The organism is Pseudooceanicola aquaeponti, from assembly GCF_050897975.1.
In the GTDB taxonomy this organism is placed as follows: Bacteria; Pseudomonadota; Alphaproteobacteria; order Rhodobacterales; family Rhodobacteraceae; genus Pseudooceanicola.
On the sequence record NZ_JBPAXY010000007.1, the window covers coordinates 66,881 to 93,361 of the forward strand.

The 26,481-nt window shown below is 68.6% G+C and carries 28 protein-coding genes; 12 read left to right on the top strand and 16 right to left on the bottom strand.

The window, feature by feature from the left end; all coding sequences use genetic code 11:
* Nucleotides 1-59 precede the first annotated feature (59 nt).
* Nucleotides 60-665, top strand: a complete 606-nt coding sequence (locus ACRARE_RS17510; RefSeq protein WP_432657757.1) for a LolA family protein — start codon at nt 60-62, stop codon at nt 663-665.
* Nucleotides 666-749: 84 nt separating this feature from the next.
* On the opposite strand, the gene ACRARE_RS17515 is transcribed toward ACRARE_RS17510, so the two are convergent.
* The gene (locus tag ACRARE_RS17515) at nt 750-1,331 is read right to left on the bottom strand and encodes a transglycosylase SLT domain-containing protein (protein WP_432657758.1); all 582 of its coding nucleotides are present in this window, start codon (nt 1,329-1,331) and stop codon (nt 750-752) included.
* A gap of 111 nt (nt 1,332-1,442) precedes the next feature.
* Nucleotides 1,443-2,324 carry an AEC family transporter gene (locus ACRARE_RS17520; RefSeq protein WP_432657759.1) on the bottom strand — a complete coding sequence of 294 codons (882 nt, stop codon included), beginning with the start codon at nt 2,322-2,324 and terminating at the stop codon, nt 1,443-1,445.
* A gap of 85 nt (nt 2,325-2,409) precedes the next feature.
* On the opposite strand from ACRARE_RS17520, the gene hspQ reads away from it, so the two are divergent.
* The gene (gene hspQ / locus ACRARE_RS17525) at nt 2,410-2,736 is read left to right on the top strand and encodes a heat shock protein HspQ (RefSeq protein WP_432658054.1); all 327 of its coding nucleotides are present in this window, start codon (nt 2,410-2,412) and stop codon (nt 2,734-2,736) included.
* A gap of 194 nt (nt 2,737-2,930) precedes the next feature.
* Here the strand turns inward: hspQ and ACRARE_RS17530 are convergent, their stop codons facing one another.
* From ACRARE_RS17530 to ACRARE_RS17540, 3 genes are all read right to left on the bottom strand, one after another.
* Complete coding sequence (locus tag ACRARE_RS17530) at nt 2,931-4,505, bottom strand: gamma-glutamyltransferase family protein (protein ID WP_432657760.1); 1,575 nt, start codon at nt 4,503-4,505, stop codon at nt 2,931-2,933.
* A 476-nt stretch (nt 4,506-4,981) separates the two neighbouring features.
* Nucleotides 4,982-5,506 carry an ATP-binding protein gene (locus ACRARE_RS17535; RefSeq protein WP_432657761.1) on the bottom strand — a complete coding sequence of 175 codons (525 nt, stop codon included), beginning with the start codon at nt 5,504-5,506 and terminating at the stop codon, nt 4,982-4,984.
* Nucleotides 5,496-5,834, bottom strand: a complete 339-nt coding sequence (locus ACRARE_RS17540; RefSeq protein ID WP_432657762.1) for an STAS domain-containing protein — start codon at nt 5,832-5,834, stop codon at nt 5,496-5,498. The genes ACRARE_RS17535 and ACRARE_RS17540 overlap by 11 nt, the downstream gene beginning before the upstream one ends.
* A 91-nt stretch (nt 5,835-5,925) precedes the next feature.
* Here ACRARE_RS17540 and ACRARE_RS17545 point away from each other — a divergent pair, with 91 nt between their 5' ends.
* The 4 genes from ACRARE_RS17545 (at nt 5,926) to ACRARE_RS17560 (ending at nt 9,014) form a co-directional block, all read left to right on the top strand.
* A complete protein-coding gene (locus tag ACRARE_RS17545; protein ID WP_432657763.1) occupies nt 5,926-7,098 on the top strand; it encodes an acetyl-CoA C-acyltransferase in 1,173 nt (390 codons plus the stop codon).
* Between the two features lie 132 nt (nt 7,099-7,230).
* Nucleotides 7,231-7,677, top strand: coding sequence for a free L-methionine (R)-S-oxide reductase MsrC (gene msrC, locus ACRARE_RS17550; RefSeq protein ID WP_432657764.1), 447 nt, complete (start codon nt 7,231-7,233; stop codon nt 7,675-7,677).
* Nucleotides 7,674-8,294, top strand: a complete 621-nt coding sequence (locus ACRARE_RS17555) for a LysE family translocator (protein ID WP_432657765.1) — start codon at nt 7,674-7,676, stop codon at nt 8,292-8,294. The genes msrC and ACRARE_RS17555 overlap by 4 nt, the downstream gene beginning before the upstream one ends.
* 72 nt (nt 8,295-8,366) lie before the next feature.
* On the top strand, nt 8,367-9,014 hold the full coding sequence (locus tag ACRARE_RS17560) for an RluA family pseudouridine synthase (protein WP_432657766.1): 648 nt from the start codon (nt 8,367-8,369) through the stop codon (nt 9,012-9,014).
* A gap of 107 nt (nt 9,015-9,121) precedes the next feature.
* Here the strand turns inward: ACRARE_RS17560 and ACRARE_RS17565 are convergent, their stop codons facing one another.
* Nucleotides 9,122-10,147, bottom strand: coding sequence for a serine/threonine protein kinase (locus tag ACRARE_RS17565; RefSeq protein WP_432657767.1), 1,026 nt, complete (start codon nt 10,145-10,147; stop codon nt 9,122-9,124).
* A gap of 150 nt (nt 10,148-10,297) precedes the next feature.
* Between ACRARE_RS17565 and ACRARE_RS17570 the strand changes: the two genes are divergently transcribed.
* The gene (locus tag ACRARE_RS17570; RefSeq protein ID WP_432657768.1) at nt 10,298-10,693 is read left to right on the top strand and encodes a VOC family protein; all 396 of its coding nucleotides are present in this window, start codon (nt 10,298-10,300) and stop codon (nt 10,691-10,693) included.
* 298 nt (nt 10,694-10,991) lie between these two features.
* Here the strand turns inward: ACRARE_RS17570 and ACRARE_RS17575 are convergent, their stop codons facing one another.
* Nucleotides 10,992-12,437 (bottom strand): aldehyde dehydrogenase family protein, encoded by a 1,446-nt coding sequence (locus tag ACRARE_RS17575; protein ID WP_432657769.1) that lies wholly within the window; start codon nt 12,435-12,437, stop codon nt 10,992-10,994.
* Nucleotides 12,438-12,675: 238 nt separating this feature from the next.
* Here ACRARE_RS17575 and ACRARE_RS17580 point away from each other — a divergent pair, with 238 nt between their 5' ends.
* The 3 genes from ACRARE_RS17580 to ACRARE_RS17590 all read left to right on the top strand — a co-directional run bounded on the left by ACRARE_RS17580 (nt 12,676) and on the right by ACRARE_RS17590 (nt 15,442).
* Nucleotides 12,676-13,332 (top strand): peroxiredoxin, encoded by a 657-nt coding sequence (locus ACRARE_RS17580; protein ID WP_432657770.1) that lies wholly within the window; start codon nt 12,676-12,678, stop codon nt 13,330-13,332.
* 83 nt (nt 13,333-13,415) lie between these two features.
* A complete protein-coding gene (locus tag ACRARE_RS17585) occupies nt 13,416-14,540 on the top strand; it encodes a capsular polysaccharide export protein, LipB/KpsS family (RefSeq protein ID WP_432657771.1) in 1,125 nt (374 codons plus the stop codon).
* Complete coding sequence (locus tag ACRARE_RS17590; protein WP_432657772.1) at nt 14,537-15,442, top strand: glycosyltransferase family 8 protein; 906 nt, start codon at nt 14,537-14,539, stop codon at nt 15,440-15,442. The genes ACRARE_RS17585 and ACRARE_RS17590 overlap by 4 nt, the downstream gene beginning before the upstream one ends.
* Before the next feature lie 114 nt (nt 15,443-15,556).
* Here ACRARE_RS17590 and pnp read toward each other — a convergent pair whose 3' ends face one another.
* Complete coding sequence (gene pnp / locus ACRARE_RS17595) at nt 15,557-17,689, bottom strand: polyribonucleotide nucleotidyltransferase (protein WP_432657773.1); 2,133 nt, start codon at nt 17,687-17,689, stop codon at nt 15,557-15,559.
* A gap of 283 nt (nt 17,690-17,972) precedes the next feature.
* Between pnp and ACRARE_RS17600 the strand changes: the two genes are divergently transcribed.
* Nucleotides 17,973-18,656 carry a class I SAM-dependent methyltransferase gene (locus tag ACRARE_RS17600; protein WP_432657774.1) on the top strand — a complete coding sequence of 228 codons (684 nt, stop codon included), beginning with the start codon at nt 17,973-17,975 and terminating at the stop codon, nt 18,654-18,656.
* Here ACRARE_RS17600 and ACRARE_RS17605 read toward each other — a convergent pair.
* From ACRARE_RS17605 to ACRARE_RS17630, 6 genes are all read right to left on the bottom strand, one after another.
* Entirely contained in the window at nt 18,653-19,438 is a 786-nt protein-coding gene (locus ACRARE_RS17605) for a GNAT family N-acetyltransferase (protein WP_432657775.1), read from the bottom strand. The two genes, ACRARE_RS17600 and ACRARE_RS17605, sit on opposite strands and share 4 nt — an antisense overlap.
* A 131-nt stretch (nt 19,439-19,569) precedes the next feature.
* A complete protein-coding gene (gene rpsO / locus ACRARE_RS17610; RefSeq protein ID WP_432657776.1) occupies nt 19,570-19,839 on the bottom strand; it encodes a 30S ribosomal protein S15 in 270 nt (89 codons plus the stop codon).
* A gap of 174 nt (nt 19,840-20,013) precedes the next feature.
* A complete protein-coding gene (locus ACRARE_RS17615; RefSeq protein ID WP_432657777.1) occupies nt 20,014-21,249 on the bottom strand; it encodes a calcium-binding protein in 1,236 nt (411 codons plus the stop codon).
* Nucleotides 21,250-21,354: 105 nt separating this feature from the next.
* A complete protein-coding gene (locus ACRARE_RS17620; protein WP_432658055.1) occupies nt 21,355-21,882 on the bottom strand; it encodes a DUF1643 domain-containing protein in 528 nt (175 codons plus the stop codon).
* Nucleotides 21,883-21,890: 8 nt separating this feature from the next.
* The gene (gene truB / locus ACRARE_RS17625; RefSeq protein ID WP_432657778.1) at nt 21,891-22,826 is read right to left on the bottom strand and encodes a tRNA pseudouridine(55) synthase TruB; all 936 of its coding nucleotides are present in this window, start codon (nt 22,824-22,826) and stop codon (nt 21,891-21,893) included.
* Nucleotides 22,827-23,108: 282 nt separating this feature from the next.
* Entirely contained in the window at nt 23,109-24,518 is a 1,410-nt protein-coding gene (locus ACRARE_RS17630) for an RsmB/NOP family class I SAM-dependent RNA methyltransferase (protein WP_432657779.1), read from the bottom strand.
* Nucleotides 24,519-24,732: 214 nt separating this feature from the next.
* Here ACRARE_RS17630 and ACRARE_RS17635 point away from each other — a divergent pair, with 214 nt between their 5' ends.
* Nucleotides 24,733-24,930 (top strand): DUF1674 domain-containing protein, encoded by a 198-nt coding sequence (locus tag ACRARE_RS17635; protein ID WP_432658056.1) that lies wholly within the window; start codon nt 24,733-24,735, stop codon nt 24,928-24,930.
* Between the two features lie 72 nt (nt 24,931-25,002).
* On the opposite strand, the gene ACRARE_RS17640 is transcribed toward ACRARE_RS17635, so the two are convergent.
* Together ACRARE_RS17640 and dapB are read right to left on the bottom strand one after the other, a co-directional pair.
* On the bottom strand, nt 25,003-25,389 hold the full coding sequence (locus ACRARE_RS17640; RefSeq protein WP_432657780.1) for a dihydrodipicolinate reductase: 387 nt from the start codon (nt 25,387-25,389) through the stop codon (nt 25,003-25,005).
* A gap of 109 nt (nt 25,390-25,498) precedes the next feature.
* The gene (gene dapB, locus ACRARE_RS17645) at nt 25,499-26,314 is read right to left on the bottom strand and encodes a 4-hydroxy-tetrahydrodipicolinate reductase (protein WP_432657781.1); all 816 of its coding nucleotides are present in this window, start codon (nt 26,312-26,314) and stop codon (nt 25,499-25,501) included.
* Nucleotides 26,315-26,481 lie beyond the last annotated feature (167 nt).

Below are 26,481 nucleotides of genomic sequence, written 5' to 3' on the forward strand. Positions count from 1 at the left end.
GGGGCCGGGGCGCGCGTTTGTGTCTGGAACGAGAGCCAGCCGGAGCTTACATCTAACCCATGACATATCTGACCCGTCTTCTGGCGCCTGTCGCCCTGATCCTGGCTACCGCCCTGCCGGTGCTGGCCGATCCCATCCCGCTGCGCGATCTGTCGGCCTATATGAACGACATGACTACGGCGCGGGCCAAGTTCACCCAGGTGAACGCCGATGGCACCATTTCCACCGGTCGCTTGTTCATCCTGCGCCCGGGGCGGATGCGGTTCGAATACGACCCGCCGAACAATGCCCTGGTGATGGCGGGGGGCAATGCCGTGGCGGTCTTCGATCCGAAGTCGAACGGCGGGCCCGAGACCTACAGCCTGAACATGACGCCGCTGAAGCTGATCCTCGACGACCGGATCGACCTGAGCCGCGACAACATGGTGACCGATTACCGCGAAGAGGGGCCCTCGACCGTGGTCCGCGCCCAGGATCCCGAGAACCCGGAATACGGCCATATCGAGCTGATCTTCACCGGCGATCCGGTCGAGTTGCGGCAATGGGTGATCACCGACGAGGCGGGCAGCCAGACCACGGTGATCCTGGGCGAGCTGGAGACCGGGATCCGCCTGGGCACCGGCATGTTCTCGATCCGTCAGGAAACCGCGCGGCGCGGCGGGTAACCCGCGGCAAGACCCCGCAACAGAAAACGGCGCCTCCGGGATCGGGGGCGCCGTTCTGGTTTTACGGGAGGATTGGGCCGGGCCTCAGCGGCAGTAGGCCAGCTGTTGCGCGTAAAGGTCCGAGCGCACGGCGACGTTCTGTGCCACCGAGATCAGCCAGGATTTTTGCAGGTAGGTGCCGCGGGAATAGCCCGCCCGGCCCTCGTGATAGGCCAGGTACTGGCCGCGCGCGTCGTCCAGCGGGATGCCCAGGCGGCGGGTCGTCTCATTCATGTACCAGCCCATGAAATCGGCGGCATCGTCGATATCGGTGCGCTTGGCAGAGCGGCCGCCGACCTCGTCCTGGTATTCCTCCCAGGTGCCATCCAGCGCCTGGCTGTAGCCCGTGGCCGAGCTTTGACGCCCCAGCGGGATCACCCCCAGGGCAAAGCGATGCGGGGTGCGCGCATTGCCGATGAATTTGCTTTCCTGGTGCATCACCGCCATCTGCACATGGACGGGAACCCCCCAGCGACGCTCGGTCCGCTCGAAGGCGCGCTCGTAATGGGGGCGCTGCTGAAGGATGGAACAGGCGTTATCAAGATCGCGTGGCGCCGTGGTGTCCCGGCCGCCCCCACAGGATGCGACAAGGAGGATCGCCAGAAACGCATATAGCTTTCTGCTCATCTGCCTCTCGTTTTTCTGCTCTTTTCTTTTCCGGGCAGTCTACACGAAAGGCGCCGGGGGCGAAACTGGCAAACGCGTGATCGGCCCGTCAGGGCGGCCCGGACAGGCCGCTCAGAGCAGCACGGCCAGCAGCGCGGGCAGCAGCAGGACCGACAGCAGGGTCGAGACCACGACGAGGCCCGCCACCGCATCCGCATCGGCGCCGTATTTCACCGCCAGCAGGTAGGAGGTGACGGCCACCGGCGTGGAGATTTGCAGCACCAGCACCGCGAAGGCCACGTCATCCAGGCCGAAGGCCCGCCCGATGATCCAGGAGATGGCGACGCAAAGCACCACCTTCAGCACCGACAGGGCCGAGGCCAGGCGAATCGAGCCGGGCCGCAGCCGCGCCACCGCCACGCCCAGGGTGATCAGCATCAGCGGGATCGCCAGCTGTCCCACCAGTTCCAGCGTGTTGGTCAGGAAAAGCGGCGTGTGCCAGCCCTGGCTGAGGAAGACCCCGCCCAGGATCGTGGCCCAGAGCAGCGGTTCCTTCAGCGCCCGCACCACCGAGCCGCCGCCTGAGACGATCCAGACCCCGAAGGTGAAGTTCCACACCGCCATGACCGCAAAGACCACCACTGCATAGCTGAGCCCGGCCTCGCCGAAGGCGAAAAGCGCCAGCGGCAGGCCCAGGTTGCCGGTATTGCCGAAGATCAGCGGCGACAGGTAGCTGCGCATTTCCAGTTTCAGCCCCCACATCACCAGCGCGGTGACCAGCGTCAGCGCGCCATAGGCGCCGACCGCGGCCAGCGACAGGGCGGTCAGGGCCGAGGGGTCGATGTCGGTCTTCATCAGCGCGGTGAAGATCAGGCAGGGCACCGACAGGGTCATCGCCATCCGGGTGACGAAGTCGATCTGGTAATCGAAGCCCATGCGGACCCAGATAAAGCCGATGGCCGCGAGCAGGAAGACCGGCGCGGTGATCTCCAGCACTGTCAGGACGAGATTCACAGTGTGTTTCCTTTAAATTCGCTGCATCGGGTTGGACAAGGGCCGGGGAAAGACGTTAGTAGGGGGCCTCATGAGCTGCAAGGCGATGCTGAAGACCAACGCGAAATATCATCTGGGCCAGATCGTGCGCCACAAGAAGCACCCGTTCCGGGGTGTGATCTTCGACGTCGATCCGGAATTCAGCAACACCGAGGAATGGTATGATGCCATTCCCGAAGACAGCCGCCCCTTGCGCGATCAGCCCTTCTATCACCTGCTGGCCGAGAACGATCAGAGCTACTATGTGGCCTATGTCTCGGAACAGAACCTGGTCGAGGACCTGTCGGGCGAGCCGGTGGATCATCCGGACATCCCCGATCTGTTCGGCCCGTTCGAGGACGGGCATTACCCGCTGCATTTCCAGCTGAACTGAGCCGGGGGCGGTCCCTCTGCCGCGTCGCGCGACATAGAGACGGGGGTGGGGGCTCTGCCCCCCTTTCGCCTGCGGCGAAATTCCCCCCCGGGATATTTTTGGCCAACAAATAGATGCAGGGGCGGGTCTTTGGTGAGGTCTGCGCCTGGCCGGGGCGGGCCGCCCGCCCAGTTGTAGGCGGGCGGGGCGCGGGCTTAGTAGCCGATGGCGCAGCCGTCCTTGCGGGGGTCAGAGCCACCTTCTAGAACGCCGCTGTCGTGGATGCGGATCGCCTGGGCGCCGCCGATCGGCGTGTCGGGGATGGTGACCCTGTGGCCCTTGGCCTCCAGCGCGGCGGCGACCTCGGGGGCGTAGCCGCGTTCCAGTTGCAGCGCGCCACCTTCGGGGAAGGCGCGGGGGGCGTCGATGGCTGCCTGGGGCGACAGGCCGTAGTCGCGCAGGTTGGTGACGAATCGGGCGTGGCCCGCCGCCTGGTACTGGCCGCCCATGACCCCGAAGGGCAGGTTCGGGGTGCCGTTCTCGGCCAGCATTCCGGGGATGATCGTGTGCATCGGCCGCTTGCCCGGGGCCAGTTCGTTGCCGTGCCCCTCGGTCAGGGTGAAGCCCATGCCGCGGTTGTGCAGGACCAGGCCGAATTTCTCGGTGCCCAGGCCAGAGCCGAAGGCGTGGAAGACCGAATAGATCAGCGAAACCGCCATGCGGTCGCGGTCGACCACGGTGATATAGACCGTGTCGCGATGCGGGGTGCCGTCGAAGGCGGCGCCCTCGGGCTGGGCGCGGGCCGGGTCGATGCGGGCGGCAAGCTCGGCGGCCAGCGCAGGGTCGAGCATCCGGTCGCCTTCGGCCTGGGCCGCATCGGCGATGAAACGGTTGCGGGCCGCATAGGCCAGCTTGGCCGCCTCGGCCTCCAGGTGGGCGCGTTCGGCGCCGAAGGGATCCAGGGCGCTCAGGTCGAAATGGCTCAGGATGTTCAGCATCAGGATCGCCGTGGCGCCCTGGCCGTTCGGCGGATGCTCGTGCAGGGTCGCGCCCTTGTAGGCGCCCGAGATCGGGTCGGTCTGCATCCCCTTCTGGGCGGCGAAATCCGCGGCTTCATGGGCGCCGCCGCCCTGGCGCAGGGCCGCCAGCATGTCCTCGGCCACCTCGCCCTCGTAGAAGGCGCGGGCGCCGTCACGGGCGATGCGGCGCAGCACCTCGGCCTGGCCGGGCAGGGCGAAGCGCGCGCCCTCTTTCGGCGGCTGGCCCGTGGGCATCAGGTGGCGCGCGGCGGTGGCGTCCAGCCGGGAGGCGGAGGTGGCGAAGTCGAAGGCGACGCGAGCGTGGACGGGCACGCCGGTCTCGAACAGCTGGATCGCGGGGGCCAGGCTGTCGGCCAGGCCCAGCTTGCCCCAGAGGGCCGACATCTCTTCAAAGGCGGCCACGGCGCCGGGCACGGTGACCGAGCGGGCGTCGCGGTCGGGCATCTGGCTCAGCCCTTCGGCGCGCAGCGCGGCGGCCGAGGCCCCGGCGGGCGCCCGGCCCGAGCCGTTGTAGGACAGAACCTGATCCTGGCCCGCGGGTTTCACCAGGGCAAAGCAATCGCCCGCCAGGCCGCACATGGCGGGTTCGCAGACCCCCAGGGCCACGGCGCCGGCGATGGCGGCGTCCATGGCATTGCCGCCGGCCTTCAGGATGTCCAGCGCGGCATTGGCAGCCGTGGGGTGGGATGTGGCGCAAAGGCCGTTGTCGGCCCAGACGGCCGAGCGGCCGGGCAGGTGCAGATCGCGCATGGTTCCTCCTCTTCTGAGGGGGCGATGCTGCGAGGGGGCGGGCCCGGGGTCAAGGGCAAAGCGGCGCAGGGGCGCGCGGCCCGTGGGGGCGGCGGTCGGCGGCGGATGTGTTGGGGAAGGGGGGTAGACCTCGACGCCACGCACTGGGTGGGGGCTGTAACACGCGGCGCCGAGGGAAGCCAGTGCAGCTACAGGTAGAGTGATGGGCGCGGGTCGTGGCCCCAATGGGATTGGGATAGGGCGATTTCGGGGCAAATTCGCCGATTGTGGCGAAAATCGTCCCTTGCGGTGATCGGCGTGGCGAGAGGGCGGAATTCACCCTGCGCGGGCCACAATTCGGGGCCATTTGCGCCGCTTTGGGCGGGGTCGGCAGGGCGGTGAGACTCGGGGCGGCCTGGGGGCGGGGCGCAGGGCGTGCGGCTTTGGCGCGGCGGAACGCGCAAGGTGCGCGGCTGCCAAGGCCTGGTCTCGGCCCCCTACAACGTGGGTTCAGAGCTGCCGACGCGCATTCGGAAGGTCAGCTCGTTCACGTCGCCCTTGCGGGCGTAGTGCACATCGCGGGACAGGTCCCGGATCAGGAACCAGCCGAACCCCCCCTCGGGCATCGCCTCCAGCGTTTCGGGCAGGGGGGCGGGCTGGCCCATGGGGGCCGCGCCATCGGGCATCGGGCGCCCCTCGTCGCGGATGCGGAAATGCAGCCCGTCGGCCTCGGCCCGGCAGTCCAGGCTGATCCAGCCGCGATCCTCGGCGCCATAGGCGTGTTCGGCGACATTGTTCAGCGCCTCGGCCAGGACCAGTTCGACCGTGCCGCGTTCCTCGATGTCCAGCTCGGGCAGGGCGGCGACCACGCTTTGCAACGCATGGCGCACCGACAGGGGCGAGCTGGGAAAGGTCAGGTGCAGGGCGCTGTCCTCGGGGTCGGAACCGGGGTCGGGGCTGGGGGCCAGGGCCGAGGGGGCGGGATCGTCCCGCCCCGAGGCGCCCGCGGGGTCAGCGCGCATGGCTGGCCACCGCCGCGCTGATGTCGCTGTGGATGGGAAAGACCGTGTCCATCCGGGTCAGCCGGAACACCTTGTCGACATTGGTGTTCAACGCGGCCAGTTCCAGCTGCTGACCGGGTTGCAACTGCTTCATCGAGGCGACGATGGCGCCCAGCCCGCTGGAATCGATGAAATCCACCTGGGTCAGGTCCAGGATGACGCGCCCGTCCAGCCCCTCTGTCGCCTGCTGCATCAGGTCCTTGAACCGGATCGCCACGGCGGCGTCGATCCGCGCCGCCTCGACGGTGATGATCGTGGCGCCGTCACTGGCGCTAAGGGTGAACTCCATTCCCGGACCTCCCTGGCAACTGGACCTGTGGAAACGCTAGACGGCATTCCTTACCATTCGGTATGCACGGGCCAGCAGAGGGAGGGGTTTCATGCAAGAGGTGATTATCGCGGGCGCGGCGCGCACGGCCATGGGCGGGTTCCAGGGGGCCTTCGCGCCGCTGACGGCGGCGGATCTGGGCGGGGCGGCCCTGCGCGCGGCCCTGGCCCAGGCGGGGGTCGCGACGGTGGACGAGCTGTTGATGGGCTGCGTCCTGCCCGCCGGTCAGGGCCAGGCCCCGGCGCGCCAGGCGGGTTTCGCCGCCGGTCTGGGGCAAGAGGTGCCCGCCACGACGCTGAACAAGATGTGCGGTTCGGGGATGAAGGCGGCGATGGTGGCCTTCGACCAGATCGCCCTGGGCCATGCCGCCGTCATGGGCGCGGGGGGCATGGAAAGCATGACCAATGCCCCCTACCTGCTGCCCGCCATGCGCGGCGGCGCCCGCCTGGGCCATGGCCGGACGGTGGATCACATGTTCCTCGACGGGCTGGAAGACGCCTATGACAAGGGTCGCCTGATGGGCACCTTCGCCGAGGATTGCGCCGGGGCCTTCGCCTTCAGCCGCGAGGCCCAGGATGCCTACGCGCTGGCCTCGCTGGAACGCGCCCTGGCGGCGCAAAGCGCGGGGGCCTTTGCGGCCGAGATCATCCCGGTCGAGGTCACAACCCGCAAGGGCGCCGTCACCGTGGCGGCGGATGAACAGCCGGGGTTGGCCCGGCCCGAGAAGATCCCGCAGCTGAAACCGGCCTTCCGCGAGGGCGGCACGGTGACGGCGGCCAATTCCTCGTCGATCTCCGACGGGGCGGCGGCGCTGGTACTGGCCTCGCGCGCCACGGCCAAGGCGCGGGGCCTGCCCATGCGGGCCCAGGTGATGGGTCATGCCAGCCATGCCCAGGCCCCGGCCGATTTCCCCACGGCCCCGGTGCCCGCCGCGCGCAAGCTGCTGAAGAAGCTCGGCTGGGCGGTCGAAGACGTCGACCTGTGGGAGGTGAACGAGGCCTTCGCCGTGGTCCCGATGGCCTTCATGGCCGAGATGGGGGTGCCCCACGACCGGGTCAACGTCAACGGTGGTGCCTGTGCCCTGGGCCATCCGATCGGCGCCTCGGGCGCGCGCATCCTCGTCACCCTGCTGCATGCGCTGGAGGCGCGCGGGTTGAAACGCGGCATCGCCGCGATCTGCATCGGCGGCGGCGAGGGCACGGCGATTGCCATCGAACGCCCCTGACGCGCCCCCGGGGGGATAGGGCACAGGCCCTTTCCCTATTTTTTGGCCTGAAATATCCTCGGGGGTGAATTGCGGCCCCGGGCCGCAAGAGGGGGCAGACAGCCCCCTCCGCCCCTCTCATCAAGGACCGACATGCCCGACTACGCCACCCTTGCCGCCACGCTCCGTTCCCTTACCCACGGCGAAACCGACGAGGTCGCCCTGATGGCCACCCTCGCCTGCGAGATCCACCACAGCGACGACCGCTTCGACTGGACCGGCTTCTACCGGGTGACGGAACCGGGGCTGCTGAAGATCGGCCCCTATCAGGGCGGCCATGGCTGCCTGCAAATCCCCTTCACGCGGGGCGTCTGCGGCGCCGCGGCCCGGACCGGCGAAACCCAGCTGGTGCCCGATGTGGAGGCCTTCCCCGGCCATATCGCCTGCGCCTCTTCGACCCGCTCTGAACTGGTGATCCCGGTGCGCGATGGCACAGGCGCGGTGATCGGCGTGCTGGACATCGACAGCGACCAGCCCGACGCCTTCACCGAGGAGGACGCAAAGGCCTTGACGGCGATCCTGGCCGAGACCTTCGGATGAGCGTCGAGGGCTGGACCGTCTTCGCCCTGTTCTGGGGGATCTTTGTCACCACCCCGGGGCCGAATGCGGTGAACTGCATCCAGAACGGGATGACCCTGGGCTTTCCCCGCGCCCTTTGGGGGGTGGCGGGGATCCTGACCCAGGCGACGCTGTTCCTCTTTGCCTCGGCCGCCGGGATCACGGCGCTTATCGCCACCTCGCCCACCGGGTTCGCGGTGGCGAAATACGCCGGGGCCGCCTTCCTGATCTGGACGGGGATTCGCGGCTGGATGAACGCCCGCCGCCCCGTCACGGCCACGGACCGGCCTGGCCATTCGGTCTATATTCGTGCCTTCCTGATCGCCACGATCAACCCTAAGTCGGTGGCGGGCTACCTGGCCGCCTTCTCGCAATTCGTGCAGCCCGATGTGCCGATCTGGCGCCAGATGGGGGTGATCGTGCCGACCGCGCTGACCCTGACAACGGCCAGCTACGTGACCTATACCGCCCTTGGCGTCTTCGTTGGCCGCGCCGCCCTGGGGGCGGTGTTCAACAGCTGGTTCCGGCGCGGCATGGCGGTCTGCTTCATCGTCTATGGGCTGCTTTTGGGGGCTGCCTCGCTGCCCGCGCGGAGCTGAGGGGCGCTGTCAGGCGCCGGCCGGGGGCGGTCGAGGCTCGACGGGGCGCCCCGCGCAGGCTATCTGGCGCCCATGTCCGACGTCTATACGCCCCCCGATACCCCCCTGTCGGTGATCCACGAGGATCACGAACTGCTGATCGTCGACAAGCCCACGGGGCTTTTGTCGGTGCCGGGCCGGGGCGAACATCTGGCCGATTGCCTGCTGACCCGCGTGCAGGCTGCCTTTCCTACCGCGCTGCTGGTGCACCGGCTGGACCGGGACACCTCGGGCCTGATGGTCTTTGCCATGACGCCCCACGCGCAGCGCCACCTGGGCCTGCAATTCGAACACCGCCGGGTGAAGAAGACCTATGTGGCCCGGGTGCAGGGGCGGCTCGAGCCGAAGACGGGAACGGTGGATCTGCCGCTGATCGTCGACTGGCCGAACCGGCCCAAGCAGATGGTCGACCATGAGAATGGCAAGCCTGCGGTCACCGACTGGCGGGTGCTGAAGGCCTCTGATGCCGAAAGCCGGGTGCGTCTGTTTCCGCAGACCGGGCGGTCGCACCAGCTGCGCGTCCACATGCTGGCCCTTGGCCATCCGATCCTGGGCGATCCCTTCTATGCCGAGGGCGAGGCCCGCGATCATCCCCGCCTGATGCTGCATTCCGAAGAGCTGCGCCTGCTGCACCCCGAGGGTGGCCAGGGGATGAAGTTCCGCGTCAAGGCGCCGTTCTGAGGCTGTTGAGGGGGAGGGGGCTCTGCCCCCTCTTGAGCCTGTGGCTCAATTCACCTCCGGGATATTTATGGCCAAAAAATGGGGGAAGAGGGCGCCTTTGGGCGGGCTCAGCGCTTCAGGATGCGGTCGGTGAGGTTCTGGCGGTTGGCCATCAGGGCGTCGATCTCGGGCGAGAGCGCGGGGTCGCGCAGGCGCAGGGTCTCGATCTCGTCCAGGCGGTTGGCGGCAATGAGCGACAGCAGGTCACCACGGATCTGGCCCGTTTCGTCGCGCGGCAGGCGGGCGACGGGCTGCACCTTTTCCGACAGGGCCTCGGGCAGCAGGGCGCGCAGGGCGTCCTGGGGCATCTGCGTTTCCACGAAGGTGTAAAGGCCGGTGCCCCGCCCGGGCAGGGCATAGGTGGTGACATGGTGGGCCGTCACCGGCTGGCCCTTCAGCCGGGCGGCGATCTTCGGCCCGTTGCGCTCGATCCGGTCCTCGGTGCCTTCGCCATCGGACCAGTCCAGAAGGTCGCGGGTGATCCAGTTGTAAAGCCGCTTGCCGGTCTTCATCCAGATCCGCGTGGGAAGGGCCTTGCGCGCCAGCATGGCGCGTTCGGCTGGGGTCAGCAGGTGGCGGGCATAGGCGCGTTTTTGCTTTAGCAGGTGGCGCAGATCCTCGCGCGCCATGGTGCGGAAGAGGGGGCCGCGAAAGCGGTGCACCGAGGCCAGCTGAAAGTCGATCACCGCCGCGCCGCCATCGGGGCGCATCAGCCAGTTCTGCGGCTTGGCGATGTCGTTATGGGTGACGCCCCGGCGGCGCATCTCGCGCAAGAGGCGCTTGGCATCGCGGTAGAAGGCGGCATCAGCGGGCCGCGCCAGTTGCAGCGGCGTGCCCTCGGACCAGCCGCGCAGGATGCCCTGGCGGTCGTAGCGGATCAGTTCGGGGCAGCCCTCGATCCCCTGCACGGCGCGCAAGCCCCGCACCTCGCGCCGGGCCAGCAGCCGGGCAATGGGGCGCGACCACAGGGGCAGCTCGTCCAGCTTGCGCAGGGCGACGCGGCGGTCGGGGGCGCCGTCCAGATGGCCCGAGACGGTTTCCGAGAAAGGGTCGCGCTTCAGCACGGTGACGGGGATGAAGACGGGATCGGTCACGGAACGGGTCTCTCGGGGTTGGGTCGGCGCTGCCGGATCCTGAGGCGTTGCCGCATCTAGCAGGCGGTCGGCCTCAGGGGCAAGCGCGGCGCGCCTTTCGCGCCCCGCCGCGCCGCGCTAGGGGAGGGGCAGCAACCACAGGAGGGCCCCATGGCCAAGATGATCCATTCCATGATCCGGGTGCTGGAGGAGGCACGCTCTGTCGCCTTCTACGAGACCGCCTTCGGGCTGTCCGTGGCGCAGAAGCTGGATTTCGAGAGCTTCGCCCTGATCTACATGTCCAATGCCGAAACCGGGTTCGAGCTGGAGCTGACGCTGAACAAGGACCGGACCGAGCCCTACGATCTGGGCGACGGCTACGGCCACCTGGCGGTGACGGTCGAGGATGTCGAGGCGGAACACGCGCGGCTGACCGCGGCAGGCCTTTCCCCGCGTAAGATCGTCGAGTTCGCCCCCGACGGCCAGTTCATCGCCAAGTTCTTCTTCATCGCGGATCCCGACGGCTACGAGATCGAGGTGCTGGAGCGCGGCGGGCGGTTCCTGTAAGGGGACCGGCCTGCGGCCGGTTGCCTCCGGCGGGAGTATTTCTGGCCCAGTGAAAGAGCGGGGGCGGTGCCCGGTAAGGCGGCCTCCTTCTGCATTTCGCGCGTGCCACGCGCAGGGCCAGAGGGCGGTCGCCTCCTGGGCGCCCGGCAGCTCTTTCACTGGGCCGAAAATACTCGCGGGGGGAGTCGCGCGGCACGCGCGGCGGGGGGCAAGGCCCCCCTCTCCCCTTCGGGCCGGGTGCGACGTAAAAGGGGAGGCGGCAGGCCTCCCCTTTCTCGTTTCAATGATCGCCTTTGGCTCAGGCGGTTTGCGCGTCCCAGCCCGAGACGGCCTTGACCTCGAGGAAGTCCTCGAGACCCCAGACGCCGCCTTCGCGGCCATTGCCCGAGGCCTTCATGCCGCCGAAGGGGGCACCGGCGCCGCGCGGCTGGCCGTTCATCTCGACCATGCCGGAACGCAGGGCCAGGGCCATGCGGTTGGCGCGGGCGCCGTCGCTGGTCTGGACGTAGTTGGTCAGCCCGTAGGGGGTGTCATTGGCAATGGCGATGGCCTCTTCTTCGGTGTCGAAGGGCATGATCGTCAGGACCGGGCCGAAGATTTCCTCGCGGGCGATGGTCATCTGGTTGTTGGCATCGGCAAAGACCGTGGGGCGCACGAAGAAGCCGCGGTTGAAGCCCTCGGGGCGGCCGGTGCCGCCTGCCACCAGGCGGGCGCCTTCGTCGATGCCCTTCTGGATCAGGCCCTGGATCTTCTCGAACTGGCTGGCGTTCACCACCGGGCCGATATGGCGGCCCTCGTCATGGGCCGAGCCCACGGTGACGGCGCTGGCCACGGCGGCGGCCTCTTCGACGGCGGCGTCATAGCGGGCGCGTTGCACCAGCATCCGCGAGGGCGCGTTGCAGCTTTGGCCGGTGTTGTTCATCATGTGCAGCACGCCGCGCTTCACCGCCTTGTCGTCGGCATCGTCGAAGATCACGTTGGCGCCCTTGCCGCCCAGTTCCAGGTGCACCTTCTTCAGGGTCTTGGCGGCGTTTTGCGAAATCGCGATGCCCGCGCGGGTCGAGCCGGTGAAGGAGACCATGTCGACCTCGGGGTGGCCCGACAGCGCCGCACCCACGCCTGCACCGTCGCCATTGACCAGGTTGAAGACGCCCGCGGGGATCCCCGCCTCGTCCATCATCTCGGCGAAGAGCAGCGCGTTCAGCGGGCTTTCCTCCGACGGTTTCAGAACCATGGTGCAGCCCGCGATCAGCGCCGCGATCACCTTCAGGGTGATCTGGTTCATCGGCCAGTTCCAGGGCGTGATCAGGGCGCAGACGCCCACGGCCTCATAGACGATGCGATCGTTGGGCGCGTGATCGCCCAGCGGGCGCACGAACTGAAAGTCCTTGGCGGCGCGCAGGAAGTTCTTGGTGTGGGCATAGCCCGAGCCCCATTGCGCCGAGCGCGCCAGGTCGATGGGCGCGCCCATCTCCATGGAAATGGCCTGGGCCATCTCTTCCTGGCGGCGGGCGTAGATCTCCAGGAATTTCTCGACCAGGGCGATGCGCTCTGCCGGGTCGGTGGCCATCCAGGCAGGGAAGGCGGCGCGGGCGGCCAGGACGGCGCGGTCGGCGTCGCCCTCGGCGCCCAGCGAGATCACCGCGCAGGGCTCTTCGGTCGAGGGGTCGATGACCTGATGGTCGCGGGCCGAAAGCGGGGCCACCCATTGGCCGTCGATGTAGAAGTCGCGTTTCTCGATCATGGTCTGTCCTTCGGTCGTCTGATAATTCCGCGATGCGGGATACAGTTTTGCAGTCGTCCAGATCACTGTGGCACTCTGCGCGGGTCTGGGCAAGGTCCCCCGGGGCGCAGAAGGGGCGGGGGCGTTGTGCGATGCGCGCCCCGGCGCCGGGGGATGCGACCGCCTGTCTCAATGGGGGTGCAAAAGATCCCTATGGTCACTAGATATGTCGAAAGACACATCCTGACAGGAGGACATTATGTCTCTGCGCATCAATGATACCGTTCCCGATTTCAAAGCTGAAACCGACCAGGGCACCATTGCCTCGTTCCATGACTGGATCGGCGACAGCTGGGCGATTCTCTTCTCGCACCCGAAGGATTTCACCCCGGTCTGCACGACCGAATTCGGCGCCGTGGCGCAGCTGGCCGATGAATGGGCCAAGCGCAACACCAAGGTGATCGGCATCTCGGTGGACGGTGTGGAAGAGCACAAGAAGTGGAAGGGCGACATCGAGAGCTTCGCCGGCACCAAGGCGGGCTTCCCGATCATCGACGGCACCGACCTGGAGATCGCCAAGATGTGGGACATGCTGCCCGCTGACGCCTACATGCCCGATGGCCGCACCCCCGCCGACAGCGCCACCGTGCGCTCGGTCTTCATCATCAGCCCCGACAAGAAGCTGCAACTGTCGATGACCTACCCGATGTCGGTCGGCCGCAACTTCGCCGAGGTGCTGCGCGCCCTGGACGGTCTGCAAAAGACCTTCGGCGCGCCGCTGGCCACCCCGGCCAACTGGGAAACCGGCCAGGACGTGATCGTCGCCCTGTCGCTGGACGATGCCGCCGCCGAGGCGAAGTTCGGCGCCCTGGACAAGAAGCTGCCCTACCTGCGCTTCGCCAAGGATCCGGCATAATCCTGCCGCTGCTAGACTATGGTCGGAGGGCGCCCCTGGGGCGCCCTCTTTCCTTTCGGTCGATCCTCCTACATTGAAGACACATGCGGTTCCTGAAGCTTGATACCGGCGTCATCGCCAATTTCGACACGGCCCTGGCGGGGGCGGTGGAGGTGGTTGCGACCTCTCCGGGCAAGCCTCTGGCGCGGCTGGCGCGGCATCGGGGCTGGGCGCGGGCGCTGGCGGTGCAGGCCCGCGCGCTGGTGGCGCCGGGGCCGCAGGCGCGGGCGGCGATCGTGGCCAACATGGCGCGCAAACGCATCCGCCTGCCCGAGATCTTCGGCAATCCCTTCGTTGCGGGGCTTTATTCCTACGTCAAACGGGTGCAGGCCGCCGTGCTGCACCAGGCGCTGGAGGCCGAGCTGGCGGCCAGCGACCCGGAGGTGGTGATCGTCTACAACGGCTCTGCCTACCCGGAATCGGTGCTCGAGGCCGTCAGCCGCGACCGCCCGCGCGTCTTCATCGAGGCGGGGTTCTTTCCCAAGACCCTACAGGTCGATCCCAAGGGGCTGAACGGCGCCAATTCGGTGCCGCGCGATCCGGCCTTCTACCTGGAGACGGAGGAGGATTTCGCCGCCCCCGGCCTGCCGGAGTTCGTCAACAACCGCCCCTCGAAAAGCAAGTATGAGCCGGTCGAACTGACCCCGGGCTATGTCTTCGTGCCCTTCCAGGTGCCCTCGGACATGCAGGTGACGCAGCATTCGCCCTGGATCCGCGACATGGAACAGTTCCTGACCGAGGTCTGCGCCGCCGCCGAGCGCAACCCGGACGAGACCTTCGTCATCAAGGAGCACCCCAGCTTCAAGCGCTCTGTCATGGGGCTGGCGTCGCATCCGCGGGTGATCTTCGCCAATGGCAATGTCACCTCGGAGCTGATCCGCGAGGCGCGGGCGGTGATCACGCTGAATTCCACCGTGGGGATCGAGGGGCTGTTGCTGGGCAAGCCGGTCATCACCCTTGGCGCGGCCTGTTACAACGTGCCGGGCCTGGTGCAGCACGCGCCGGATGCGGCGGCGCTGGATGCGGCGCTGGCGGCGCGCGACTGGGCGCCGGAGGCGCGCCTGCGGCGCCAGTTCCTGGGCTATCTGTGGAACCGCTACCTGATCCACGGCAGCTATGCCGAGCTGCCCGCCGACCTGGGGGCGCTTCTGGCGGCGCGGGCGCAATGACGGACGCGGGCGCAATGGCAGGCGCGGCGGCGGCAAAGGGGCCGATCCGCCTGGCGGTGGCAACGGATGCCAACATGGTCGAGGCGGCGCTGGTGGTGATCGGCTCGGCGCTGGATCATGCCTCGCGCGCGGTCGAGGTGCATTTCCTGGGCTACGACCTGGAGGCGGCGCAGCGCGACCGGGTCAGGGCCTATTGCGAGGCCCGCGGGGCGGCGCTGATCTATCACGAGATCACGCCCGCGCTTTTCGCCGGGGCCGAGCAGCAGGATCCTAATATCTCGCTGGTGACCCTGGCGCGGATGCATCTGCCCCGCTGGGTCGAGGGGCGGATCACCTACCTGGATTGCGACATGCTGGTGCTGGGGGATCTGGCCGAGGTGCAGGATGCCGATCTGGCGGGCCAGCCCCTGGGGGCGGTGCGCGACTTCTTCGTGCTGGACCAGCTGCGCAAATCGCCGCCGCGCCTGGCCAAGCTGGCCCATCACCAGGCGCTGTTCGGTCGCGCCGATGTGGCGGGGTACTTCAACGCCGGGCTGCTGGTGATGGATTGCGACGCGATCCGCGCCGATGCGGATCTCTGTGCGCGGATCGGCAATGCCTCGGAGGCCAGCCAGTACAGATACATGGATCAGGATTTCCTGAACCTGCATTTCGACGGGCGCGTGCAGTATCTGCCGCAGGCCTGGAACAGCATCTGGGGGCGTGACCGCCTGCGGGCCCGTGCCCTGAAGGGGCTGCCCTGGCTGCCTGAGGCCGAGAAGCGCCCCGCCGCCGCGCGGCTGATCCACTACACCGGGCCGCGCAAACCCTGGAAACGGCAATCGCGGCTGAACGCCCTGCAACGGGGCCGCCTGCCCGCGCTGCTGGCCTGGCGTCGGGCGGCGCGGCGGATCCTGCGCTAGGGCGCCGGGCCCGGCCATGCGGCCTGGTGGCGCGCGCCACAGCTTTTCCTCTCTCTGAAATGCAAGAAGGCGCCCCGGGGGCGCCTTCCGCAATTTGTCCGAATGAGGGGCCGATTACTCGGCGCTGTCCTCTTTCGCCATCTCTTCGCCGGTCTCCTGGTCGACCATCTTCATGGACAGGCGGACCTTGCCGCGATCGTCGAAGCCCACGAGCTTGACGAAGACTTCCTGGCCTTCCTTCAGAACGTCCGAGGGGTGGTTCAGGCGGCGGTTCTCGATCTGGGAGACGTGCACCAGGCCGTCGCGCTTGCCGAAGAAGTTCACGAAGGCGCCGAAATCGACCAGCTTCACGACCTTGCCCTTGTAGATCTTGCCCTCTTCCGGCTCGGCCACGATCGAATAGATCATGTCGTGGGCCTTCTGGATGGCTTCGGCATCGGACGAGGCGATCTTGATGATGCCGTCGTCGTTGATGTCGACCTTGGCGCCCGAGGTTTCCACGATCTCGCGGATCACCTTGCCGCCCGAACCGATCACTTCGCGGATCTTGTCGGTGGGGATCTGCATGGTCTCGATGCGCGGGGCATGGGCCGAGAATTCCGCAGCGCCGTCGAGCGCCTTGTTCATCTCGCCCAGGATGTGCAGACGGCCTTCCTTGGCCTGGGCCAGGGCGGTCTTCATGATCTCGGGCGTGATGCCCTGAACCTTGATGTCCATTTGCAGCGAGGTGATGCCCTCGGCGGTGCCGGCCACCTTGAAGTCCATGTCGCCGAGGTGATCCTCGTCGCCCAGGATGTCGGTCAGCACGGCGTATTCGCCGTCATCTTCCAGCACCAGGCCCATGGCCACACCGGCCACGGCGGCCTTCAGCGGCACACCGGCGTCCATCATCGACAGCGAGCCGCCGCAGACGGAAGCCATCGAGGAAGACCCGTTGGATTCGGTGATCTCGGACACGATGCGGATCGTGTAGGGGAAATCGGTCGAGGCGGGCAGGACGGCCTGAAGGGCACGCCAGGCCAGTTTGCCGTGGCCGATCTCGCGACGACCCGGGGACCCCACGCGGCCCACTTCACCGACCGAGTAGGGCGGGAAGTTGTAGTGCAGCATGAAGTTGGATTTGAAGTTGCCGTGCAGGGCGTCGATGAACTGTTCGTCATCGCCGGTGCCCAGGGTGGTCACGACCAGGCCCTGGGTCTCGCCACGGGTGAACAGCGCAGACCCGTGGGTCCGGGGCAGGAAGCCGGTTTCGGCTTCGATCGGGCGCACTTCGTCGGTACGGCGACCGTCGATCCGCTTGCCGTTCTTCACCACGTCGCCGCGCAGCACGGTGGATTCCAGCTTTTTCAGCGCCGAGCCCAGGTTGGCGTCTTCCAGCTGCTCTTCGCTCAGTGCGGCCTTGATCTCTTCCTTCACCGCGGCAACGGCGCTGGTGCGCTCTTGCTTGTCGGTGATGGCATAGGCGGCGCGCATCTTGTCTTCACCGGCGGCTTTGACGGCGTCGTAGAGGGCCGAGTAATCCGGGGGGGTGAAGTCGAAGGGCTCTTTCGCGGTCTCTTCGGCCAGGCTGATGATCAGGTCCAGAACCGGCTGGATCTGCTCGTGGGCGAAGGTCACGGCGCCCAGCATCTCGTCTTCCGTCAGCTCGTAGGCTTCGGATTCGACCATCATCACGGCGCCTTTGGTGCCGGCGACGACCAGGTCGAGACGCTGTTCGGGGTTGTTGCGCAGGCCCTGCATGTCATCGACAGAGGGGTTCAGCACATATTCGCCATCGGTGAAACCGACGCGGCAACCGGCGATCGGGCCCATGAAGGGGGCGCCCGAGATGGTCAGCGCGGCCGAGGCGGCGATCATCGCGACGACGTCGGGGTCGTTGACCAGATCGTGCGACAGCACGGTGCACATCACCAGCACTTCGTTCTTGAAGCCGGGGGCGAACAGCGGGCGGATCGGACGGTCGATCAGGCGCGCGGTCAGGGTCTCTTTCTCGGTGGGGCGGGCCTCACGCTTGAAGAAGCCACCCGGGACCTTGCCGGCCGCGTAGTATTTTTCCTGGTAGTGGACAGTGAGGGGGAAGAAATCCTGGCCCTCTTTCTGCTTCTTGGCGAAGGTGACGTTGGCCATCACCGAGGTTTCGCCAAGGGTGGCGATGACGGTGCCATCGGCCTGACGGGCAACCTTGCCCGTTTCCAGCGTGAGGGTCTCGTCGCCCCACTGCATCTCTTTTTTCGTTACGTTGAACATCAGCGTATCCTGTCTGGAGGCTGTCCCGGGCCCTCCCGGGTCCTCCGTTTGCATGGTGGCCCCATTGCCACCGACCCCTAATCCTCATGTCACAGCGCCGGGGTCCCATGCGCCACGTCTCAGATTACGGGCGCCAATACAGCAGAAAGGGCCCCTTGGAAAGCTTTGTGGTGGTTCGGGGGGCGGGACAATTCGCCCTTGCCGTGTCCGCCGGGGCGGATATGCAGGGCGGATCCTGCCGCCCCGCCGCCCATCCCCCTTTCGCCCGAAAAGGCGCTGCCCGATGTCTTCCGCCCCGCTGCCCCCCTCGCCCTACGAGGCCCCCGGTTTCTACGACCGCGCCATTGCCGAGGGGCGCCACCGCGCCATCGTCGGCGGCCGTTGGGACGAGACCGGACGGGTGCAGATGGCCCTGCTGCGCGACCACGGGCTCAGGCCCCATCACCACCTGCTGGACATCGGCGCGGGCGCCCTGCGCCTGGGGTGCAAGGCGATCCCCTATCTCGAACCCGGCCACTACTGGGCCACCGATGCCAGCCGCGAGATCCTGCTGGCGGGCTATGCGCGCGAACTGGCCGAGGTGCCGCACGCGCAGCGCCCCGACCCGGCGCAGCTGATCGGCGATCCGGGCTTCGACTTTCCGGGCGTCAGCGCGGCGATCACCCATGCGATCTGCTTTGCCGTCTTTCCGCATCTGGCGCCGGGCTACCTCGACCGGGCGCTGACCTCGCTGAGCCGCTTTCCGGCGCTGTCGCTTTTCGCCTTCACCGTCTTCCTCGCCCCCGAGGCGCAGGCGGACGCGCCCTATCGCCAGGCCGACGGCGTGGTGACCCACCCGGCCAAGCCCCCCTACCACCGCCCCGAGGCCCAGGTGCGGGCGGCGGCAGGGGCCACAGGCTGGCAGGTGCAGCGCGACGACCGCATGTTGCCGCGCGGCCAGGTCCTGTTCCTGGCGCGGCGCACCTAGCGCAGGTAGCGTCCCTCGCTGCGGGTTGCGATGCCGGAGACTAGGCCGGGATCAAGCGTCAGCCCGCAACCTTCGACCATGCGCCGCGACGGGGTGTTGCCCTCTGAAACCAGCTCGTAGATCGCCCCGGCCCCCATGTCTGCTATCGCCTTGCGCAGCATCATGGCGTTGACCCGCGTTCCCAGACCGCGACCACGGAAGGCCGGGTCGACCGCCACCAACCCGCCCCAGGCCGTGTTGGCATGGGGGCTGTGCCGGTTGTGCGGGAAATAGGCAAAGGCGCAGGCGGCGATGCGGCCCGCAGGGTCCTGTAGGGCGGCCAGTGCCGAGGGGCCGCCGATCGTCCCGGCCAGCATGGCCGGAGGGAAGGGGACGATCCCGTTTTCCGACATCATGGCGTGCAGGGCCTCCAGAAAGGCGGCGTCTGCGCGCCGTGCCTCGGGCACCGGCATCAGGCCTTCGGGCTGTGGCCCGGCCAGCACCCTGTCGCAGGCGGCGGTGAACCTCTGCGCCTTGCCGGTGAAGACGTTCCAGAACTCCATGCGGTAGCCGCGTTCGGCCAGCGTCGCCTCCAGCTCGGGAAGGTGGTCGCGTGACAGCATCCGGACCCCCATCAGGCCGTCTTCCTCCAGGATGCGGAAGACCTGGGCCCAGCCCAGGCGCGCGGGGTCGTCACTGCCGCGAAAGCGGACGGCGTTGCAGGCGCCGGGGGTGGTCATGGCCCAGTCCAGCGCCGCTTCGGCGCGGGCGGTCAGGCTGTCGGACGGGGAAGGGAGGGGCATGACGCGGTCTCCTGTCTTCCGGCAGGATACCCCGAAACGGCGGACTGGCTGAGAGAAAAACTGGCGTCAGGAACGCGAAACGCCCGCTCCTTTCGGGGCGGGCGTTTGCTGTCTTGCGACGGTGGGCGCGCTTAGCGGCGCAGGCCCAGGCGCTTGATCAGGTCCTGGTAACGGGCCTCGTCCTTGCCCTTCAGGTAGTCCAGCAGCTTACGACGCTGGGCGACCATCATCAGAAGACCACGGCGGCCGTGGTTGTCCTTCTTGTGGGTCTTGAAGTGCTCGGTCAGGGTCGCGATGCGCGACGACAGGATGGCAACCTGAACCTCGGGCGAACCGGTGTCGCCTTCCTTGGTTGCGTATTCCTTGATCAGGCGGGCTTTTTCTTCGACGGTGATCGACATCGGGATCTCCTATGAGTTCAGGGTTGGGGCGCAAGCCGGGATGTCGTCCAGCAGGGTCCATAGGGTCTCCGCCGGGGCGGTCCCCGGAAGATTGCGCGCTGATAGGGGATTCGGGCGGTGAAATAAAGCCTTTTCTGGCCGGTCGCGCGGCCCCCGTCCGGCCGGGGCGCCGGGTCAGGCGGCGAAGATCTCGGCGTCCGAGCGGGGCAGCAGGGCGATACTGTCGAGGCTGATCGCCTCGGCTCCGGCGAAGGTGGCGATGCAATCGCCATCGGCCAAGACGCGGGTCACGTCGCCCTCGCTGGTGATGCGGATCTCGGGGGGCGGGGCGCCGTCGGGATAGGTGATCATCAGCACGTCATCGGCGGGGGTGAAATCGACGATGGCGGCGGCATCGTCCCCGCCCTCGATCCAGTCGCCCAGGAGGAAGGTATCGGCCCCCGCCCCGCCGGTCAGCGTGTCGCCCGCCCCACCGATCAACGTATCGTCGCCCGAGCCGCCGTTCAGGTAGTCGCCCGAGTCGCTGTCGGCGTCCTCCAGGCTGTCGACCAGCCCCGAGATCCAGTCGTCGCCCGAGGCGCCAAAGAGCGTATCGGCCCCCGGCCCGCCATAGAGAAGGTCGCCGCCGATACCGCCCGACAGCGCATCGTCGCCCGTGCCTCCCGCCAGCAGGTCGTCGCCGCCGCCGCCCGCCAGCGTGTCGGCGCCTGCACCGCCCGCCAGGCTGTCGTGGCCCATGCCGCCCGCCAGGCTGTCGTCGCCGCTGCCCCCCGCCAGCAGATCCTCGCCCGAGCCGCCCACCAGGGTGTCGTCACCTGCGCCGCCCATCAGGGCATCATCGCCGCGCATCCCGTGCAGGGCATCGTCGCCCGCGCCGCCTGCCAGGCTGTCGGCGCCGCCATAGCCGCCCAGCTGGTCCGCCCCGTCGCCGCCCAGTATCAGGTCGTCGCCGGATCCGCCCACGCCGATGCTGGGCTGGGCGGCGCCGAACTCTTCGGCCAGCCGCTCCAGCCGGGCGCGCAGGGCGATCATCTCGTCACTGGTCAGGGGGGTGTCCTCGTCCCCGGTCGCCGCGTCACCATCCCCGGTGGCGCTGTCATCGGTGGCGCCGTCGTCGCTGTCGGGGTCAAGCGTGTCGTCGCCGCTCTCTGCGGCCCCCTCGTTCCCCGTTTCCTCGGACAGGCTGTCCTCGGTGCCGCCGTCCTCCTCGGCTGCGTCGTCGCTGTCGTCCTCCCCCGATCCGCCGCCAAAGATCCGGTCGAGCAAGCCGCCGCTGCCGCCGTGGTCGACCGCGCTGTTCTCGTCGTCCTCGCCCTCGGTGTCGTCGTCCAACGCGACAGGTTCATCCAGCGCCAGAACGGCGGTGGCGCCGATCATCAGCAATCCCATCAACGAGGCCAGAAGATACATGTCACCCTACCCGCCCCGCCGCCCGAAGGCGGCGTGGCCTACTCACACCCGGGGCGAAGTAGGCCATGCGGCGGCGCAGGGGTCAAAGAAAACCCCAGCGGGTGGTTAACCGACGGATACCGCCCAGGGTTGTGGCTGAGTGGCATAGGCGATGTACAAGGGATGGCGCGGTTCGCCCGCCTTGGTCAGACCCAGATGGGCCAGCGGGCGGCCCGTGGCGCGCAGCAGCGCGGCCACCTGGGCGCCGCGCCCCAGATGGTCGGCATGGGCGCCCCAGCCACAGAGGACCAGCCCGGTCTCGCCGACCCAGCGGGCGCCCTCGGCCAGCTGGGCGTCATTGGCGGGCCCGACCGGATCGGCGGCCTTCTTCAGCAGGGCGGGCGAGGTCTCGCGCCAGGCGAAGATATTGCAGGCGCGAAAGCCGCCATAGCCCAGGGCCCGGGCGCGGCGTTCGCACCGCTCGATGGTGGGATCGTTCTGCGCCTCGGTGGCGGTCGAGGGGTTCAGCATGACGTAGAGAAGGCGTGGGGCGGTCGCGTCCCAGACCCGGGTCAGGGCATAGCGGTAGTGGCCGCAGGGGGAATAGAGGGCGGCGCTGGTGGCGTCGCCCTTCTGAAAGCGCTTCTCGACCAGATCCGCCATCAGTCCTGGGCGTCAGAGGCGGGGTCGGTGGCCAGGTTGAAGACCCGGCTGGGGTGCAACATGCCGGCCTTGAAGGTGCCCACGGCCACCGGCACGCCCTGGTGCACGGCCCAGCACTCTTCGCCATAGTCGAGGCCATCGGCGATCACCATCCCGGGGTTGCCATGGCGCAGCCGCGCCGCGCCCTCGGCGGTGGCGGTGACCCGGGGCAGATCCGTCAGGCCGGTTTCCAGCGGCAGCAGGTACTGATCCAGCTCGGGGGTGCGGGCCAGCTCTTCGACGGTGGCAAAGGAAATGCCATTGGCCGCCTCGAAGGGGCCGGACCAGAGCCGGCGCAGGTGGTCCACATGGCCGAGACAGCCCAGGGCGGCGCCCAGATCACGCGCGATGGACCGGACATAGCCGCCCTTGCCGCAGACCATCTCCAGCCGTGCGTGATCGGCATCGGGGCGGTCCAGCAGGATCAGGCTTTCGACCCAGAGGGGGCGGGCTGCCAGATCCATCTCCTCGCCGTCACGGGCCCGCTTGTAGGCGCGTTCACCGTCGATCTTCACCGCCGAGAATTGCGGCGGCACCTGCTGGATGTCGCCGACGAAGGCGTTCAGCGCCTCCTTGATCTCGGCATCGCTGGGGCGGCTGTCGGAGGTGGCGATGACCTCGCCCTCGGCATCGTCGGTATTGGTGGCGGCGCCGAAGGTGACGGTAAAGTCATAGGCCTTCAGCGCATCGGTGACGAAGGGCACGGTCTTGGTGGCCTCGCCCAGGGCCACGGCCAGGGTGCCGGTCGCCTCGGGGTCCAGCGTGCCCGCATGGCCCGCCTTCTTGGCGTCGAAGGCCCAGCGGACCTTGTTCACCACCGCGTTGGAGGTCAGCCCCGCGGGCTTGTCCACCACCAGCCAGCCGGAAATGTCGCGCCCCTTGCGTTTGCGTGCCATGTCGCCTCTCGGATTGCCTGATTTCAAAGGCCGGTGAGCTAGCCGAGCCGCGCGCCTGCGTCAAGCGCCCAGGGGCGGGGGCTCTGCCCCCCCTTGAGCCTGCGGCTCAATTCCCCCCGGAGTATTTCTGGCCCAGTGAAAGAGCGGGACGGGGCCTGGAAAGGCGACGGACTTTGGCAATTGAGCGGTTGGAACCGCAGAAAGGCAAACCGCGGGCGCCTTGCTGGCACAGCCTGCTCTTTCACTGGGCCAAAAATACTCTCGCCGAAGGCGGCCCTGGGCTCAGGCGGGCTTGCGCAGCAGGGCCATGTAGAACCCGTCCATCCCGCCCAGGTCGGGCCAGAGGTCGGGGGTGGTGCGGACGCCGCCCTCTTCGGTGATCCAGGCGGGGTCGAGGCCGGGGGCATCGGGGGGGATCACCGAGAGGCCGGGGTGGCGCTCCAGCGCCTCTTCGATCTGGCATTCGCCTTCGTCAGGGATCAGCGAGCAGGTGCAGAAAACCAGGGTGCCGCCCGGGGCCAGCAGGGTCAGCGCGTGGTCGAGCACGGCCGATTGCAGCTCGATCAGCTCGCCGATCTCGTCGCCCTGGCGGGCCTGGGGCAGGTCGGGGTGGCGGCGGATCGTGCCGGTGGCGGAACAGGGGGCGTCGAGCAGGATCACGTCATATTGGCCGGTCTGCGCCAGCGCGTCTCCGGCGCGGATCCCGGCCGAGAGGCCGGTGCGCGCCAGGTTCTCTTTCACCCGCACCAGCCGGGTTTCGCTGAGGTCCAGCGCGGTAACCCGGGCGCCCGCGGCGGCCAGCTGCATCGTCTTGCCGCCCGGGGCGGCGCAGAGATCCAGCGCGGTCTTGCCGGTCAGATCGCCCAGCAGGCGGGCGGGCAGGGCGGCGGCGGCATCCTGTACCCACCAGGCGCCCTCGGCGTATCCCGGCAGGGCCGAGACCTGGCCCGGCTCGGTCAGCCGCAGCGAGCCGGTGGGCAGCAGCGTCGCGCCAAGTTCCTTGGCCCAGTGGTCCGCCGTGGCGGGGTCCTTCAGGGTCAGATCCAGCGGTGCGCCCGCCGCATGGGCGGTCTCGAAGGCGCGGACCTTCTCGGGGCCATAGGCCAGGGCCAGGGGCTCGCGCAGCCAGTCGGGCAGGCGCGGCGCGCGCAGCTTGGGCCATTCCTCGCCCGCCTCTGCGGCGACCTTGCGTAGCACGGCGTTCACCAGTCCCTTCATGTTGGCGCGCCCTGCGGCACGGGCGGCCTCGGTCACCCAGTCGTTGACCACCCCATGGGCCGCTTCCCCGGCGGCCAGCTCGCAGGTGCCCAGGCGCAGGATGTTCAGGATCGGCAGCGGCGGCGCCTTCTTCAGGTGTTTTTCCAGCAGCCGGTCACAGCGTTCCAGCTGGCGCAGGGTCTCGGTCGCCAGACGCTGGGCGCGGGCACGGTCGGGGGGCGAGAGCCGCCCCAGCCAGGGGGCGTCGCGCAGTTCCGACAGCAGGCGGGGATCTTCGCCCAGCACCCCGTTCAGCAGGCGCAGCGCGCCTGCGCGGGCCGACAGCGGCGCGGGCGGTTTGCGATCCGTCCCGCCGTCGCGGCCCCTGGGCGCGCCGCCGGATTTGCCCGCGCGCGGGCCCTTCGGCCCTCCCTTGCGATCGGGGCGGCCCGGGCCGTTGGTGCGGGGCGGGCGGGGCGTCGTGGGCTTGGGCATCGGGGCACCTCTGGTGGCGGCGGATCGGAGCGTGGCGCCGGATCGTGACCGGCGGTCGTCTTGCGGCTGGATGAGGGCGGCGTATATCATGGGCAGAGCCGAAAGGAAGCGTGCCATGAGCCAAGACCCCTCCGACCGGATGCCGCAGCCGGTGCCCGACCTCAGCGGCGGTGCCTCTGACGCGGCCTCTGCCGCCCAGCCCGAGATCCCCCGCCTGACCCCCGAGGAAGAGGCCGCGCGCCGCGCCGCCCTGCCCGAGGTCGCCCGCCGCGCCCTGGAAGAGGCGGACGCCCGCCGCGCCGCCGCCGAGGCCGCCCAGGCGGCGCGTCCGAAGGAATACGGTGGCCGCGATGGCCCCGATCCGGCGCGTTATGGCGATTGGGAGAAGAAGGGGCTGGCGATCGACTTTTGATCTGCCGGCCATGTGAGGGGACTGTTTTCTGAAGGGCCCTCTCGGCCCGGCGGCGCGCCGGGTCGTCGCCGCCTAGCGGCGCAGCCAGAAATCGCGGATCTCGCCCTCGGGCCCGGTGAAACGCAGGATGCGCGAGATCAGCGTCACGCTTTGGCAGCTTTCGGTCTTGCCGCGATCGCCCCAGCCCAGACGATGGCAAAACATGCTGTCGCGCCAGTGCCAGCGCCCGCTGACATCCGTGCCCAGCATTTCGCCCCGGATGCGTCCGTCGCTGCGAATGCGCAGGGTCACGCCAAGGGCGGTCAGGCGGGCGCCGTCGACCAGGGCGGTGAAGTCGTGACGGGTGGTGATTTCCTGCGGCTCTTGCGCCGCCGCGGGGGGCGCGAGCAAGGCCAGGCAGGCCAGGGCGCAAAGGCCGTTGGACAGGGCTTGTGGGACCGGGGGGTGCGACAGGCTCATGCGGATGACATAAAGTCCCTGTCTGGCCGTTTCAACACCCCCTGAAGAGGTTTCCCCCCCGCGCGCCGCGCCCGCCGCAGGCCCCGCGCCCGAAGGCGCAGGCGGGGGCTCAGCCCTTCAGGCCCAGCACATCCAGCATGTCGTATTCGCCCGGGCCCTTGTCCTGGCCCCACAGGGCGGCCTTCAGGGCGCCACGGGCAAAGACGGACCGGTCCTCGGCCACGTGGCGCAGCACGATGCGTTCGGACTGCGAGGCGAACATCACGTCGTGTTCGCCGATGATGGCCCCGGCGCGGATGGCCGAGAAGCCGATGTCGCCGCGCTTGCGGGCGCCGGTGATGCCGTCGCGGCCACTGTCGGTGACCTCCTTCAGGTCGACACCGCGCCCTTCGGCGGCGGCCTCGCCCAGCATCAGCGCGGTGCCCGAGGGGGCGTCGACCTTGCGGTTGTGGTGATATTCGATCACCTCGATGTCGAAATCCTCGTCCAGGGCGGCGGCGACCTGTTTGGTCAGCTGCACCAGCAGGTTGACGCCCAGGGACATATTGCCGGCACGAACCACGGTGGCATGGCGGGCGGCGGCGGCGATCTTGGCCAGGTCGTCCTCGGACAGGCCGGTGGTGCCGATCACATGAGTTGCACGGGCCTGGGCGGCCAGGGCGGCAAACTCCACAGTGGCAGCGGGGGCGGTGAAGTCGATCACGGCCTGCGCCTTGGCGAAGGCCTCCAGCGGGTCATCGGTGACCAGAACGCCCAGGGACGCGCCGCCCATGCACTCGCCCACGTCGCGACCGATCCAGTCGTGGCCCGCGCGTTCCACCACGCCCACCAGGCGGGCGGCGTCGCTTTCGGCCACGGTGCGGATCAGCATTTGGCCCATGCGCCCCGAGGCGCCGGTGATCACGATACCCGGGAGGTCGGTCATGGGGGTCTCCTTCATGGCCCTGCGTCTGTCGCGCCTTCCTTAGCCGCCCCGACCCTGCTTGGCAAAGGGTCAGGGGCGTGGCAGGCTCGGGCGCAGGCAGGCCCGGGCCTGCGGGGACGGGGCCTTGTTCCCGGCGCGCGAAGGGCCTAGATGCGGCGCGACACCCA

What these genes read in the sequence shown, in the direction of transcription:
- ACRARE_RS17510 (WP_432657757.1), top strand. Translation starts at nt 60, where the DNA reads ATGACATATCTGACCCGTCTTCTGGCGCCTGTCGCCCTGATCCTGGCT.
- ACRARE_RS17515 (WP_432657758.1), bottom strand. Translation starts at nt 1,331, where the DNA reads ATGAGCAGAAAGCTATATGCGTTTCTGGCGATCCTCCTTGTCGCATCC.
- hspQ (WP_432658054.1), top strand. Translation starts at nt 2,410, where the DNA reads ATGCTGAAGACCAACGCGAAATATCATCTGGGCCAGATCGTGCGCCAC.
- ACRARE_RS17530 (WP_432657760.1), bottom strand. Translation starts at nt 4,505, where the DNA reads ATGCGCGATCTGCACCTGCCCGGCCGCTCGGCCGTCTGGGCCGACAAC.
- ACRARE_RS17535 (WP_432657761.1), bottom strand. Translation starts at nt 5,506, where the DNA reads ATGCGCGCTGACCCCGCGGGCGCCTCGGGGCGGGACGATCCCGCCCCC.
- ACRARE_RS17540 (WP_432657762.1), bottom strand. Translation starts at nt 5,834, where the DNA reads ATGGAGTTCACCCTTAGCGCCAGTGACGGCGCCACGATCATCACCGTC.
- ACRARE_RS17545 (WP_432657763.1), top strand. Translation starts at nt 5,926, where the DNA reads ATGCAAGAGGTGATTATCGCGGGCGCGGCGCGCACGGCCATGGGCGGG.
- msrC (WP_432657764.1), top strand. Translation starts at nt 7,231, where the DNA reads ATGCCCGACTACGCCACCCTTGCCGCCACGCTCCGTTCCCTTACCCAC.
- ACRARE_RS17555 (WP_432657765.1), top strand. Translation starts at nt 7,674, where the DNA reads ATGAGCGTCGAGGGCTGGACCGTCTTCGCCCTGTTCTGGGGGATCTTT.
- ACRARE_RS17560 (WP_432657766.1), top strand. Translation starts at nt 8,367, where the DNA reads ATGTCCGACGTCTATACGCCCCCCGATACCCCCCTGTCGGTGATCCAC.
- ACRARE_RS17570 (WP_432657768.1), top strand. Translation starts at nt 10,298, where the DNA reads ATGGCCAAGATGATCCATTCCATGATCCGGGTGCTGGAGGAGGCACGC.
- ACRARE_RS17575 (WP_432657769.1), bottom strand. Translation starts at nt 12,437, where the DNA reads ATGATCGAGAAACGCGACTTCTACATCGACGGCCAATGGGTGGCCCCG.
- ACRARE_RS17580 (WP_432657770.1), top strand. Translation starts at nt 12,676, where the DNA reads ATGTCTCTGCGCATCAATGATACCGTTCCCGATTTCAAAGCTGAAACC.
- ACRARE_RS17585 (WP_432657771.1), top strand. Translation starts at nt 13,416, where the DNA reads ATGCGGTTCCTGAAGCTTGATACCGGCGTCATCGCCAATTTCGACACG.
- ACRARE_RS17590 (WP_432657772.1), top strand. Translation starts at nt 14,537, where the DNA reads ATGACGGACGCGGGCGCAATGGCAGGCGCGGCGGCGGCAAAGGGGCCG.
- pnp (WP_432657773.1), bottom strand. Translation starts at nt 17,689, where the DNA reads ATGTTCAACGTAACGAAAAAAGAGATGCAGTGGGGCGACGAGACCCTC.
- ACRARE_RS17600 (WP_432657774.1), top strand. Translation starts at nt 17,973, where the DNA reads ATGTCTTCCGCCCCGCTGCCCCCCTCGCCCTACGAGGCCCCCGGTTTC.
- ACRARE_RS17605 (WP_432657775.1), bottom strand. Translation starts at nt 19,438, where the DNA reads ATGCCCCTCCCTTCCCCGTCCGACAGCCTGACCGCCCGCGCCGAAGCG.
- rpsO (WP_432657776.1), bottom strand. Translation starts at nt 19,839, where the DNA reads ATGTCGATCACCGTCGAAGAAAAAGCCCGCCTGATCAAGGAATACGCA.
- ACRARE_RS17615 (WP_432657777.1), bottom strand. Translation starts at nt 21,249, where the DNA reads ATGTATCTTCTGGCCTCGTTGATGGGATTGCTGATGATCGGCGCCACC.
- truB (WP_432657778.1), bottom strand. Translation starts at nt 22,826, where the DNA reads ATGGCACGCAAACGCAAGGGGCGCGACATTTCCGGCTGGCTGGTGGTG.
- ACRARE_RS17630 (WP_432657779.1), bottom strand. Translation starts at nt 24,518, where the DNA reads ATGCCCAAGCCCACGACGCCCCGCCCGCCCCGCACCAACGGCCCGGGC.
- ACRARE_RS17640 (WP_432657780.1), bottom strand. Translation starts at nt 25,389, where the DNA reads ATGAGCCTGTCGCACCCCCCGGTCCCACAAGCCCTGTCCAACGGCCTT.
- dapB (WP_432657781.1), bottom strand. Translation starts at nt 26,314, where the DNA reads ATGACCGACCTCCCGGGTATCGTGATCACCGGCGCCTCGGGGCGCATG.